The 14046-nt window shown below is 39.9% G+C and carries 13 protein-coding genes; 7 read left to right on the top strand and 6 right to left on the bottom strand.

Annotated elements, in window-relative coordinates; translation table 11 throughout:
- The first annotated feature begins 66 nt into the window (after window positions 1–66).
- Together PCIT_RS18385 and PCIT_RS18380 are read left to right on the top strand one after the other, a co-directional pair.
- Entirely contained in the window at window positions 67–339 is a 273-nt protein-coding gene (locus PCIT_RS18385) for a hypothetical protein (RefSeq protein WP_010365700.1), read from the top strand.
- A 96-nt stretch (window positions 340–435) separates the two neighbouring features.
- The gene (locus tag PCIT_RS18380; protein ID WP_157592752.1) at window positions 436–1083 is read left to right on the top strand and encodes a hypothetical protein; all 648 of its coding nucleotides are present in this window, start codon (window positions 436–438) and stop codon (window positions 1081–1083) included.
- 158 nt (window positions 1084–1241) lie between these two features.
- Here PCIT_RS18380 and PCIT_RS18375 read toward each other — a convergent pair whose 3' ends face one another.
- From PCIT_RS18375 to PCIT_RS18365, 3 genes are read right to left on the bottom strand one after another with little or no spacing between them, the layout of a single operon-like run.
- Window positions 1242–1925: a polyphosphate polymerase domain-containing protein gene (locus PCIT_RS18375; protein ID WP_010365696.1), complete on the bottom strand. Its 684-nt coding sequence runs from the start codon at window positions 1923–1925 to the stop codon at window positions 1242–1244.
- A complete protein-coding gene (locus tag PCIT_RS18370) occupies window positions 1922–4555 on the bottom strand; it encodes a CotH kinase family protein (RefSeq protein WP_010365693.1) in 2634 nt (877 codons plus the stop codon). The genes PCIT_RS18375 and PCIT_RS18370 overlap by 4 nt, the downstream gene beginning before the upstream one ends.
- Before the next feature lie 2 nt (window positions 4556–4557).
- Window positions 4558–5289, bottom strand: coding sequence for a DUF4956 domain-containing protein (locus PCIT_RS18365; RefSeq protein WP_010365691.1), 732 nt, complete (start codon window positions 5287–5289; stop codon window positions 4558–4560).
- Window positions 5290–5549: 260 nt separating this feature from the next.
- On the opposite strand from PCIT_RS18365, the gene PCIT_RS18360 reads away from it, so the two are divergent.
- Together PCIT_RS18360 and PCIT_RS18355 are read left to right on the top strand one after the other, a co-directional pair.
- Window positions 5550–6953 (top strand): Lcl C-terminal domain-containing protein, encoded by a 1404-nt coding sequence (locus tag PCIT_RS18360; protein WP_010365689.1) that lies wholly within the window; start codon window positions 5550–5552, stop codon window positions 6951–6953.
- A gap of 14 nt (window positions 6954–6967) precedes the next feature.
- Window positions 6968–7600, top strand: a complete 633-nt coding sequence (locus tag PCIT_RS18355; RefSeq protein ID WP_010365687.1) for a hypothetical protein — start codon at window positions 6968–6970, stop codon at window positions 7598–7600.
- 61 nt (window positions 7601–7661) lie between these two features.
- On the opposite strand, the gene PCIT_RS18350 is transcribed toward PCIT_RS18355, so the two are convergent.
- Genes PCIT_RS18350 through PCIT_RS18340 form a run of 3 tightly spaced genes read right to left on the bottom strand, consistent with a single transcriptional unit; the run spans window position 7662 to window position 10440 of the window.
- Window positions 7662–8360: an SDR family oxidoreductase gene (locus PCIT_RS18350; RefSeq protein ID WP_010365685.1), complete on the bottom strand. Its 699-nt coding sequence runs from the start codon at window positions 8358–8360 to the stop codon at window positions 7662–7664.
- Window positions 8361–8403: 43 nt separating this feature from the next.
- A complete protein-coding gene (locus PCIT_RS18345; RefSeq protein WP_010365683.1) occupies window positions 8404–8889 on the bottom strand; it encodes a GNAT family N-acetyltransferase in 486 nt (161 codons plus the stop codon).
- Window positions 8890–8943: 54 nt separating this feature from the next.
- The gene (locus PCIT_RS18340) at window positions 8944–10440 is read right to left on the bottom strand and encodes a DUF3612 domain-containing protein (protein ID WP_040696073.1); all 1497 of its coding nucleotides are present in this window, start codon (window positions 10438–10440) and stop codon (window positions 8944–8946) included.
- 112 nt (window positions 10441–10552) lie between these two features.
- Here PCIT_RS18340 and PCIT_RS18335 point away from each other — a divergent pair, with 112 nt between their 5' ends.
- From PCIT_RS18335 to PCIT_RS18325, 3 genes are all read left to right on the top strand, one after another.
- The gene (locus tag PCIT_RS18335; RefSeq protein WP_273542026.1) at window positions 10553–11104 is read left to right on the top strand and encodes an aldolase/citrate lyase/malate synthase family protein; all 552 of its coding nucleotides are present in this window, start codon (window positions 10553–10555) and stop codon (window positions 11102–11104) included.
- Between the two features lie 177 nt (window positions 11105–11281).
- Window positions 11282–12157, top strand: coding sequence for a tryptophan 2,3-dioxygenase (gene kynA, locus PCIT_RS18330; protein WP_010365677.1), 876 nt, complete (start codon window positions 11282–11284; stop codon window positions 12155–12157).
- 23 nt (window positions 12158–12180) lie between these two features.
- Window positions 12181–13365 (top strand): aminotransferase class V-fold PLP-dependent enzyme, encoded by a 1185-nt coding sequence (locus PCIT_RS18325; protein WP_010365675.1) that lies wholly within the window; start codon window positions 12181–12183, stop codon window positions 13363–13365.
- The last annotated feature ends 681 nt before the right edge of the window (window positions 13366–14046 follow it).

Below are 14046 nucleotides of genomic sequence, written 5' to 3'. Positions count from 1 at the left end.
TTAAAGTATACAAAAAAGGACTTTTATGAAAAAAGAATATTAGCAACACTGACCTTTTGTATAAGCTTGAGTGCTTGTAAGCCCAGTCATATTCAGCAGCAAGAAATCACACTAAACACCGCGATACAAAAGCGTGATTTAATAGCGCAATACGAAGCGCTCGTAATATTAGCCGGTCATGACTCAGCAAACTGGAGTACCCAACTTGCTCAAGTAAAAGACAACCTTATTAAACTAGAAAATGCAAAATCACTATTCATAGAAAATAAGCCTATAAATGCATATAAAGTCTTACACGAAATAAAAAAAGGTTATAACTACCAGCAAGTCAATCAATAATTAAAAAAGTTAAAAAATCACAATCCATTGCTCCCCTTAATCACCGCAGTTCACAATTACAACGAATATGTTAAGTTAAACCCTGTAAAATCGCTATTGGAAATACATGCATCTCAATGGAAGATATTAATTCTTAATGAAACATACAGTGAATTAGTAAATCATCATAGAACCATTGCAAAGCTCGCCGATGATGTAGAGAAAAGAAACTATACGAGCATAAAAATACAAACCTTTATTCAAAATGTTAAGCACCAAACATCGGAAATTGAAAATGTTATTTCCTCATTACTACAAAAGCAACTTTCAGAATTCTCTGCTTCAAGCGCTACAAAGCTTGAAAGCTTATACGTTACAACTACGGACAACCTCACACTATTTGATAGGCGTGTAGTAATTCCAATGATGAAACCGATGATAAAAAAAAACCATGAGCAGTTAAAACATTGGACTGAGTTACTTAACAATACCCGACTCACGTTAAATACTCTCAACTCGCCACTTGAACCACACATACATAACGTCTATCAAGCATTTATTCAGTTAACAAGTCAAACTAATCAATATGCAACCTATGCCATTGATGGAAAGAAAAGCCTAAAGGTGATAAAGCAACTACGAGTCACTCCTAAACACATGTCGGAGCCAAAATTAATCCCTATTAGTGAAGACCTTAGAATACTTTCTGAACTATTAACTGAATATGCTTACCTTTATCGTTTTACCTCTAGCAAATCAGTTTAATGTCTATAAATATACCGTCAAAGTTTAATCGCCATGCATTGGCGTTTACAGCCCTTTGTTACTTATAGCAGTAACTTAACTTGATAAATAATATGATTAATCGCTATCTATATGCTCTTATTTATAAACTTAACGAGTGGGCTATCAGTAGTATGTCATTAGTACCACGTCAGCATTCGAATACCGTTGACGTACTTTGAATGACGAGAGGGCCTCAATGGACATGTCGCGATTAATGCCGCTAAATCAGCTTCATATTGCTCATCAGTTTTAAGTTCAAGCAACACATACGCGCCCAGAGAAACCTGTTTGTGCAGGTTTAATTTAGCATGATAACGTTGGTCAAACACATGCATATCTTGATCAAAAGTTGCTCTTATTCGCCGACATATAGACTCAAAATATTGCCTTTGATACCGACAAATCAACACCGGCATTTGTTCATTACCCCATAATATCTGACCTCTGTGTGGTAATGAACGATAAGCATCACGTAAAATACTGGGCCACTGCGTTTTATTCTTATTGAAATCAAAATCTAATCCAAAAGTGACTTTGTACCCTTTCCCCGCTTCTCGGTGTTTAAATTCAAGCTTCGCATTATTAACATCTGCTAAATCATCATACCAACGAATACGCACCTTCTTACGAAAGCTAATACCACTTAAGTTCTCTTCGTAGCGCTCTAGATGTGCATCATCCAAATATAAACTATTAACGAATCTATCTGAGTAGCGCTTTTCAAAGCCCAGCGCATGAGTATTTAACCATGCTTGTACAGTGTGCAAGCGATTTAGCGGAATAGGTATTTTTACCTCAAAACGTCTACTGGGCTGCGTCATTTTGGCTTATCCGATTTCATTACTGTTTGATATAACCCTTTTACACTCAAAGGCTGTGGTATTACTTTCTTACCATTAACTGATAAATCACTGCCTATTTGTGTTACGACTTTTTGGCCACAGCCAGTATCCAAACACGTAAATTCTGAGACCGACATGCTTCCAGGCCCAAAGTATGGCTTTTTACTGTAGCTCATCAGGGCATAATGATTTACTTCCTGAACAGCTAAGCGGCTGCCTTCAATACGAGAGTCATCTTTGGCAACCAACGCAAAATTAATTTTCTTAAACTGGCTATCGTATACTGATAAATGACTGCGTTCGCCAGCAGAAATGGCCTTATCACGTATATTGGTAAACTGTGTTCGACTGATCTTGAGCTTAGACCCACTCACATCAATACCATCTCCACCAGAACGAGCTCCAACATCATTAAACCTTGAATCAGCCACTTCTCCTGTGCAGAAATCACAATCAAATGCATCAGAGAGTGCATTACGAATCGATAACTGAGTGATATTTACATCGCCATTTATAATATTTAGCGCATCCTCAGAGTAGTTATCACTAATACTTAGCCCTTCAATATTAACTTTCCCGCCAATAAAATATGCAGATCCTCTGGGTTGCCATAAGCCCAGTTTAGGACTGCTCGCGTGACTTAATTGTACATGTTTTACAAAAGATTCAGTTTTCGAATTATGATTAAATACCGTGATCCCTGCCCAATATGGCACCCCCTCTGAACGTGTTATCACAATAGGGTTATTGTCACTCCCTTGGAATGTTATTTTACCAAATATCATCATTCCTGAGCCTTGAGTAAAGCGTAAGTGAGCGCCCGCATCAATTATCAGGTTTATATCAGCAGGCGTTACAATGTAATCTTCTATTTCCCATTCCCCACTGGGTATTTTCCAAGTATTTCCACTTACCTCTATAAAGGCGTAAGGTGCAACATTGGCAACTTGATTAGGGCGTGGAATAAAACTTAATGGCTTAACATCTTTTATAAAGGTAAATTGTGCTTTCTTTTTACCCGTTACACCCGCTGTTACCTTCACCTGCGTTAGCTCTTTGGGCAGCAAAAGGGTTATTTCAGCGTTTTGTGCAAGTTTGAATGGCATTTGGGCATTAACATCCTCTAACGGGAACTGTAACTCAAATGAGTTAATACCCGTCAGTCCTTTTATTTCAAGGGGCTGAGACCCTGGATTACGTATCTTAAATTCCGACGCCTGATCAGTGTATTTTAACTCACTGACAAGATCCCAACTAGTTTGTGCCACCATACTGCTCATGTGCCGATGCAATTGAGGGTCCATGGGCATAATATTCTGGCACGGTGTGTCTAAATAACCTTGCACAATACACTGTACTTGCGTTTTTAATAGGTCAAGGTCAAATGCATTCACTAACGGCGCACTCATATGTAATTGCTGCATAAAATTAGTTTGATACGCACCTAATTTTTTCAGTAACGTGCCACCATTAAATTGTGCTGCTAATTCTGAAATTGCAGCATCGTATGCCTGTTTTACAACCGGGTCTTCAAGCATTTTTTTACTGATCAAAAAACTTTGCGAAGGTGGCTGCATAAGCCAGTGATGTTCAGCCGGAGTAACCGCCACATCACTTTGAATAGGCTCCAACTTAGCAGTATGTGGATTGTAGTACCAACGCCAATTATTCCATGTGAGTGCATGCCATGCCCCCCAAACATCAACGGTAGCTAAATATTGCCCTAACCTTTGTGCATCAAATACATCGCTCGCGATCCGTTTATCGTCTATAAAATCGTTCACTAAGGCTAATGCTATTTGCCGCTGCTTGCTTAGGCTTTCATTTTTTAATATTGTATTGCGTTGTATTACCCTTGGTTTTAATACGCGCTGTAATTGCTGAGTTTCAGAAGCGGTTTGTTGATATAAGTCTAACCTAACAATCATGCCTTCAGTGCGGTTATTTGTTGCAAGCATATCTTGACTAAAGGCTTGCTCAAACATCATTAGGCCCCAATCTTGACCATTTAAAATAACCCGCACAGGCTTGTACGTCGGCGAAATAATATCAAACCCAGCGAGGCGCATAGTTTGCGCAAATAACATTGGGCCTTGGTGAATTCTCACGTTAGAGCTCAACAAAGAAAAGCGTCTTGCTGAAAATAAAGCCTGCTTTTGCTTTAATTCTACTCTTAGCGACCAGCGGTTGTGTGATGCGACATGATCAAGCATGTCTCCTTGCAACCTAACACTGGCTTTAAATTTCTGATTTTCAAAAAATACATTACCAGACACTTGTGCTCTTTGATCTTGAATTTGACCCTTTTTTAAAGCCGTATTTCGGTCTTGCTCTAACAACAGCCAATCTTGATATTTTATATCCAGTTTAATAACTGGAATATCTGTCTCCGCTAACGCCCAATTTACCGGGGCTTCTATAATATCACTGGCTAACTGGGCTGCTTTGGCTTGGCCACTTTGATGCAAAGACACGTAGCCACTTTGGATCAGTAACGTTTTTAGCATATTGACAGAGGGCAGCAATAATATAACGATAATACATATGGCCACTATCAAAGCCAACTTTTCAGCTTTTGATGTCTGCGCTTGTATCGAATCTAAACGCATGGCTACACACCTGTTATGTTATGCTGCTCTAACAACGAAATATTAATACCTGAATACTGTGACTTAAGTTCACTCACTAGCTGGTCAACGTCTTGAGCCCCTTTAATTGAAATAAAGAATGTCGCATCAAAACGCACATCATCTGTGTCGTATCGCCGCATTTCCATTCGCACTGAATGTCGCTCAAGTGTCGATTTTAATGAATTTAAAGAAATGTCTGATTGAGTATTTTCATCTGTTTTTACGTAACTCAAAGATAAAAATAGGCCACTCTCTTCGTATGACTTAGCATGGCGTTTTTTAACCAAAGTAACGAGTAGCAATGTGACTGTACAAGCAACAATCGCCGCCAATGTTTGACCGGCCCCTAATGCCACCGCTATACCTATATTTAAAAACAAATAAATCAACTCTTCCGGCTCTTTAATAGGCGTTCTAAAACGGACAATAGACAATGCGCCAACCAGTCCTAGCGCAAGAGCAAGCGAGGCTTTCACAACCGTAATAATCAAAATCACGGTCAGCATCAACAGCGGAAATAACCGCGAAAAGTCTTGTCTGTTACAAAATGCAGAAGAATATTTACGAAAGTGATAACCAATAACTGATGCAAGTATAAACCCGAGTATTAGATTAAGTAGCAAAGCCCCCAATTGAACACTCGCATACGGGAAAAACATAGAACGAATATCTTTGGGTAAAAATGCAATTAACAGGGGATCTACTGACTCCATAAACATTTCCTTTATTTTGTATTTAAAATTATTTTAGGTACTACTACGCATTGTTTTACCAAGTAATACAAAAACTACATCTAGCCATAAGCATAGAATGAAGACAGCGAACTGCAAAAATATCTATGTGAATATTTATTTAAACAAGCCCAACTTTGCTCAAATAAAAGTCTGTGTCTAATATAAAGTAAATAACCACCGTTAAATATTGCCAATATAAAAACAGTAAACATCTATTACAGTCTGAATTAAAGGAAAGTATGAAGATATCTACAGCGGCTATATACACTAAAGAGTATCGAAAAAAGTCTATTTACCTGTGTTTTATTATTACGCTCACTGGCTGTAATTATAGCCCTGATGACTCCCAAGATAACGAGTCGCCTAGTGACACTGTTGATGACCCAATCATGGTCACATTACCCACGGTTCCTTTATGTAATGGCCCCTGTAGCTGCGATGACATTATTCTCAAAGGTAATGACACTGGCATACGCTATAGCGCCGACTACCCAACCGAAAACTTATCGCTTTGCAATCTGCAAGCTCCTTTTATGCAAGACTGCCAGATAGGCCGAGATCAGCAGGCCCTAGCAGGCACACTCGAAAAAGTAGGGTTTGGTAATGCTGGCTTTGATTACTCTAAAATATCGAACAATGGCGAACTGCTGCCGAATGACGCGCAAACGTGGCAATGTATTCAAGATAATCACACGGGACTTATTTGGGAGGTGAAAGCACCACAATCGAGTGGGCTCGCTAACGCAGCCGATCAAACCTACAGTTATGCAAATCCTCGTTTTCTCGACTATTCTAGCGAAAACCTAGGTGTCTGTAGTGTTGAAGGGGCCTGTGATACACACAAGTATCTCACGCTCATTAATAAGCAAGCACTCTGCGGTTTTACAGATTGGCGGCTGCCTTCTAAAATAGAATTACAAGATTTAGTTGATTATAGCGCGGTTCAACCCGCGATTGATTTAACCGCATTTCCAAATACAAAGGTAGGAAACTACTGGACAGATACCATAGATACCGATGATACAAACAGCATTTGGGCGGTTAACTTTAATTTTGGTACCGCTGCGGGGGGAGTCAGTGCCAATAAACAAATGATAAGACTGGTCAGAGGCAATGCTTTTGTCAGCCAGCTCCCAGCAGAGAATGACTTGGAAATAAACAGTCAGCTAAGGAATGAAGTCGCACCAAAACAACGCTGTAATCGCATAGTTGATGCGACAGCACCGATTGGGCGATTTAAAAGGGATAATACTGGCAGTGTACTCGATACATTTACAGGGTTGATTTGGCAAGCATGTGTGGCAGGAAAAAACGGTGAAAATTGCATCGAAGGAGAAGCGAACTTATACACATGGCAAGAAGCTCTCGAACATGCGCAAGAGATCAGCGAGCAAACTCAAATGCCTTGGCGGCTGCCAAATTTAAAAGAGTTACAACGTACCATCGAAAACCAATGTGAAGAGCCTGCTTTGAATCCATTTGCGTTTCCAAATGTCCCTATGACGCAAGTTTGGAGCGCAACGCCACATAGTAAAGAGACAGATAAATCGTATCACTATCAATACCAAAACAGCATTATTTTTTACGGTACAAGAACCGAAAAGCACGCAGTACATTTAGTACGAGATTGTTACTTTCAGTAAAGGACTGATCATTTATGAGATGCACAATAAAAGTATTACTTAATCTTGCTTTAATAGGTATGTTAATTACATACACGAAAGTACACGCCAACGATCTAGACTTTTATAAGTACCATATTGGTGTAAAAACCAGTTACCTGAACGTGAATAATCAAACTAATAAACCGGAACAGAATCTACTTTTAGAGGACTATGGTGCAAGTCTTGGGGCTTTTTACAGCGGTCAATACAACTCGTATATGTCTTTTGCTGTGGGCATAGATTTTATTTATATAGAAGACAAACTGCCCTTCTCTGAATCAGTTCGTAACGAATTTACAGGTGAGCTTTCGAGCAAAGAATCAAGCATTTTTGGTAAAGCCATTTATGCTGAAGGTGGAATATTCTATCCTTTCCTTTATCAAAACCAGCTACAAATTGGCCTATTAGGAGGGTATCGATATAACGATCTGACTCGCACAATATTCCGCTGTGAACAATGCCAAGAGCAAGAGCTCTATCAATTTGAAAACTCAACGTATGTTAAACCATTCATAAAGTACAAATTCAGTGCACGCTTTAGTTTACAAATTGCATATAGTCATTACTTTAATGAGATGGGTTTTGACAACTCAATTGACCTGCAAGTAACACTGGTTAAGTTTTAACCACACGGCTTTAGCGATGTAAAATCCTTTTTTCGGTACCTTTTTTACATTCGAGGTGTCGCTACCACGCGATTTCCTCACCTTGATAACTATAAAATCCACCACTTTGAGCGTCTTGCAAATTATCTATCACCTGCTTTAAGCCTTCTGCAGACTCTTGAGCACCAATCAAAGCGTTAGGGCCTCCCATCGATGTTTTCACCCACCCAGGATGTAACGACACCGTTTTTATCCCTTGAGGCAATAAGTCATTAGACAAACTTTTAATCGATGAGTTAAGCGCCGCTTTAGAGCTGCGATAGATATACCCGCCTCCTTTGGTGTTTTCTGTGTGACTCCCTACACGTGAGGAGATAGCAGCAATGGTTTTTAACTCACTTGCTTTAATATGAGTGATAAATGCTTCAGCCAACTTTATTGGCGCGATCACATTGGTTTCAAATACGTCTTTCCAGGCTGTTTCATCGCATTCTCCAAACTTGTATCCTTTTGGCCCATATATACCCGCATTATTGAGCAAAACATCGATCGCCTGACCCCTGAGCTGCGTCGCCAGCTGGCTTACTTGAGTATAGTCAGTAACATTTAACGTAAAGATGGTTAATGAACGATAGCGTAATGTCAGTGCTTGCAATTCTTCAGCCTGGCTTGGCTCCCTGCATGTCGCTAAAACTTGCCAACCCGCTTTTAAATACACTTTAGTTAAAGCAAGCCCTATACCTCGGTTTGCGCCGGTGATCAATAACGTCTTCACACGCATAAACTCCTTAAAGATATACAAAATATTCTTTGCTACGGACAGCTCAACGCGCTGTTAATTTATCCGCAACATATAGTTGCATAAATACAGACTCAGGATCTGGTTGATAAGTTCCGTAACTTTCTCGCTCGTAAAAACCAAAGTGCCGATACAGTGCAATGGCTTCATGTTGTTTTGCGCCAGTTTCTAACATCACTTTATTCAGTCCACGATCAGTAACCAGAGATATTAAGTAACCCAAAATTGCTTTTGATAAGCCTAATCCACGAAAGTTTGGTTTTACATATATTCGCTTTAATTCGCCATATGCGCCGTCTGCATCTTGATTGATGACTACAGCCCCACACGCAGCTAAACGATTCTCTAGATAGATCCCATAAAACTCGACATTATCTTTATCAACTTCTGTTGTAGGCAACAAAATATTTAGTTCTGCTGGATATAAGCCATTCATCAATTCATCAATTTCGGAAAAAATCTCAATAACCCCAGGACTAGACGAGGTCAACTTCTGTATTTTTCGCTTCATCTACACTCCTCATACTAAAAACCAAAGTTACTATAATGGGTACTCTGTTTCAAGCTAGATATTGTAACAACTCGGAGATCTTGGACACTCATTACCTCGAGTACAGATCACACGTACCTCATTGTCCATTCCTCGTTCAATCCAGTTGATATTTAAAATGCGTGCAACACTCAGTAACTGAGCCCTGAGCGAGCGAGGGATGACACTGGATCCACCATGCTTTATGCATAATTTCTTCAGCTGCGACACAATTATTTGCGGATCGCCACCTTGCGCTAGTATCGCAGGATTTAAATCAATACCTGCACACAAAATATGTCCATTTCCGGCTAGGTCATCAACCTGAACAGATTCACAGCAATACAATCGCGCTTCACCACCAACAGTCAATATGGAGAGTTGAGCACTACTTTCACCACTGCTATCCGCAAACTTTCGAAATACAGCCCAATGCTGACAAGGGTCCTCAACACTGCGCATATTCCCCCAGGGTAAAGGGATCCCATTTCCTCGATACACCGCTTTTAACTTACCCGGTTTGTAAGCATCAAAATAATGCCAATGCGGATAAGACGACACCACCGTCATTCTTCGCATTGCAACAGATGCCGAGATATTTAGTTGCTTATGTACCTTTAAATCGTAACCTGTGCGATCTAAAAGCTGACGGAAAGGCGCTTTGGGGCACAGTAAAGCACCAGCAAAAAAGCTTGACTCAAAATCCCGCCATGCATTCAATGTATCTTGCGCACTTGGCGTACTTGCTTCTCGGATCGCATCCGTGTCATGCCCGCCAATTTTTAAAGTACATTGCAGTCCCTCCAAATTATGTAATACAGCATGTCCAATATGAACAGCTAAATCATATTTCAATCGACTTTGCCTTTGTTGCAAAACATAATTTAGGTTAACAATATTCGGCGCAGAAAAATAAGATGTTACGAGCGCCTTTGGCTGCTCACTATCGTTTTCAGTTTCTTCTATATTGGCTTGTTCAAACCACTTAATAACTAGCCCCTTCTCATGGGCAATCTCTATTAAATCATCGCTGGTCAAATACAAATTTTTTTGCCCAACCTCCTCTGCAGCTCGTTCTAAATCAGGAAAGTGATTTTGATGATGTTCTTGATATGCGCGGATCAGTAACTGCGCAAATTGACGGCCACTGATCCCTGTCTGAGACAGCATTTCAGGAATAGCTATTTGCAAGATATCGTTAGAAAATAGAAAGTTCGGCTCAAGTGCCATACCTTCTATACCCCCATGGTTACCTTTTACTGGTGTGATGGTATCGGGCTCCGGTTCATTGTCTAAAAACCACTCCAACGGCTTTTGAAAAACCTCGGCTAAATTATCGAGCATATCAAGGCTTGGCGTTCTTTTTCCGCGCTCAATCATAGATAAATAGGACACAGAAGGCGCTGATTGTGCATCCACTCGAATACATCGTGCAGATAAATCCTCTAGGGTCAGGTGATTACGCTTTCTAAGGTTACGTATTTTAGTGCCCGTAAAATGGGATTTTCGTATCAAACTTTGGTCTTTTTTCATCAGATCATGCTACTTGAGTCAGAGTGAATACAAATTAACCATAGCATTTTTTGTGAAATTTACACTGTAAAATTCTTTTTGTGAAATTTTATAGTTTTTTCACCTACACTGAATTCGTACTCTCACTACAACACATTACGAAGAGAATGAGGAAAATATTATGACTGCACTTACCCGTTCAAACCTTGAAGACACGCCTTTAAGCTGCCAAAAACTTGAATTAGCAAAACGCTTACTTGATGAACAATGTCCACTCGACAATGGTTCACACTCGCAAACAACGCACTACGTTGTTTATTACAATCATCTAATGGCGTTTTTTGCTGATGGGTCGCATTGTGGGTTAAAACATCCAAACCAGTTTGTGGCACTGTGTGGCCATAAAGATGATCCCACGGCAATCTTATTAAAGAAAAGCGATGGGCTGCATATTGAGCTTACATTCAATCGATGTGGCAACACGGGTAAATGCGACAATGCCCATATTGACGATATTCAAATTGAAACCCAGTTGAGTGCCTTAAATAATGAGGATGAACAACCACAATTAAAGCGCTTATGGGTGAGCTTTTTAACGGGTGTGCAACACTCTTTGTGCGAAACCTCAAGTATGAAACAATATACAGATAAACAAGGTAACGATTATCAACTCAACGCTTATTGATACACGCCGATTAATGAATGCTCAGGCTATGCGCATGTCTGCATGGCCTAGACGAACCCCAAACTCATCTTCAAATAATACGATATACACAACGCTTTAATCTAAGTTTCTTCTTTATTGTGTCTGCGAATGCTTGTTATGCTTAATTCATAGACTAGTCAATAATCAGGGATCACAATGAGCTGCCCGTACAATAATAAACCAGATACGACAACACCTCACAGCAATTACAGAGCGATGGAAGATAATATTCATACTGACTTTAAGGATGATATGTCTTACGGAGACTATCTAAATTTAGAGAAAGTACTCAGTGCCCAGCACCCTTTGTCTGAACAGCACGATGAAATGTTATTTATTGTGATCCACCAAGCCAGTGAGTTATGGATAAAACTCGCAGGACATGAACTCAATGAAGCCATAAACAACATAAAAACTGGCGATTTCGGCCATGCATTTAAGGTCATTTCACGAGTAAAACAAATACTTGGGCAACTTACTCAATCGTGGGGGATCTTATCTACGTTAACGCCTGTCGACTACTTGAAATTTCGCGATACACTCGGTCACTCATCTGGCTTTCAATCCTATGGGTATCGCAAAATTGAATTTTTGTTAGGTAATAAAAATAGCCAATTACTTAAAGTCCATGAAAGTAACCAAACCGTGCATCAAGAGCTGTCTCACATACTTCATCAGCCGAGTTTATATGATGAAACCCTCATTGCTTTAAAGTCCCATGGCCTCAATATTGATGACAATGCCATAGCCAGAGATTTCAGCCTGCCATATCAGACCAATGAAAGTGTTCTAACTGCATGGTTAACCGTATATCAAAATGCTGAACAGTATTTTCACCTTTATGAGTTAGCGGAAAAACTTGTTGATATTGAAGATAGCTTTCAACAATGGCGATTTAAACATATGTACACAGTGCAACGTATCATTGGTAATAAGGTAGGTACCGGCGGCTCTTCAGGGGTCGGTTTTTTAAAAAAAGCCCTCGATATTAGCTTCTTTCCAGAGTTATTCGAATTACGTACCCAACTCTAAACCACTTTTATTGGAGTAAAACAATGGCGGAAGAACTGGCTTATAAATTACAGCCTCATTATCAAGACTTTAAAGTTCATGAGCGTATACTTTTGTCTGGTCATTCACATCAAGCATGGCCAGACGTTGCTAAGGAAGGTATGTTAGCATGCTACCAAGATGCAACTGAACATATCGATGATAAATGGCAACTTGCATTTCAAAAAGCTGACCGTGTAAAAGCATTTTATGCCTCTTTACTCGGTGAACCTAACGCCCAAATTACCTTAGGTGGGTCAACCCACGAACTGATATTAAGGTTTTTATCGGATTTGCAGTGTTTTAAGTCACCCACTAAAAAATCAATCCACATCGTAACAACCGACGGCGAATTTCATTCCCTGCGCAGACAGCTTAACCGCTTAAAAGATCTAAACGTTCAGATCACGACCGTTCCTGTTTATCCCGCACATACGTTAGCCCAACGACTCATTCAAAGTATTAGCCCTACTACCGATGCCGTTATGGTATCTGCCGTATTTTATAGTAGCAGCGAAATATTCAACGATGTAAAACATGTCGCCCAACACGCACACTCAGTCGGTGTTCCTTGCTTGGTAGATGCCTATCACGCATTAAACGTTGTCCCTTTCAATATAAAACAGTGGCAATTAGAACATGCTTTTGTTGTGTCAGGAGGGTATAAATATTGCCAAGCGGGTGAAGGAAACTGCATGTTAAGAATACCAAAGGATCATCAAGGCAGTCCGATCATCACTGGCTGGTTTGCCGAGTTTAATGTGCTAGAACAAGCTCCTGGAGAGGTGGAATATGGTGCTGGCGACGCTGCTTTTTCAGGTTCAACCTATGATCCGGTAAGTCATTACCGCGCCGCAGCCGTTTTTGACTTCTTCGAATATCATCAGCTTACTCCTGAGAAGTTACGTGAGTCGAGTCAGCAGCAAATAAAATTCCTAACTGACGGAATTACGTCACTGCCAAACCTCAATCAACATTTCACTTTTTTAGATCATACACTCCAAAAAAATGCCGGCTTTTTAGCTCTGACGACACCACATGCCAGTCAATGGGCCGCCCAACTCAACTTACATGGTGTGTTATGTGATAGTCGAGGACAGCAATTAAGGCTCGGTCCCGCTCCCTATGTCACACAAGCTCAACTTACCGAAGCACTAACTATAATGGATAAAATTAGCCTCACTCTGTAAGTTTGAGGCTAATACAGCCACAAATTTATCCGTTTAAATTAGGTAAATTGTTATTCAATTTATCACCCTAATAGACTGCAATTTCGTCAATATACAAAGGTAACTGGAGTATTTGTAGATCGTGAGAATTTTTTAGCATTTTCTGCCACAACACGGAGATACCTGATTGCCACTTGTGTAAAGGTAATATCTAAGCGTGGGCCCTAGATCTCTTCTTTTGATAAGTTTGCTAAACGTTGCCAGCTTCTTGCATCATTTGACACTAAAACTGAAACACTTTTTGGCGGGTGTAGCTGCCGATGCCTTCCCGCATCAACAATCCTGTGGTATTTTTTTATAGCACAGGCAAAAACCTCTCCAGATCGTCTCTATCATTTCTGTGCTGTCTGTTCAATTACTCATCGCATATTCTCTCCTCAGTATATGCGTTTATTTAGCTTGTTAATCAACAGGCAAGCTCTCCGCGAATAATATTTCAACATAGAACTCTAAATTTTGACCAGGTGTAATAAATACGGTGTAATGTCTCACTTATAAAGACACTACATCACTCCTAAACCTTGCCAAACTACAAACTCAAGCATCAAAAACACAAGATCAAAAAACCTAAAACCACCTAAAAAAACACTTAAAAAGAACAAAATAAAAACAATTGACACATTTTAGAAACAAAAATAAAGT

The organism is Pseudoalteromonas citrea, assembly GCF_000238375.3.
GTDB lineage: Bacteria > Pseudomonadota > Gammaproteobacteria > Enterobacterales > Alteromonadaceae > Pseudoalteromonas > Pseudoalteromonas citrea.
Note: the sequence above shows the minus strand (reverse complement) of the source record. Positions and strands in the feature narration are given on the sequence as shown.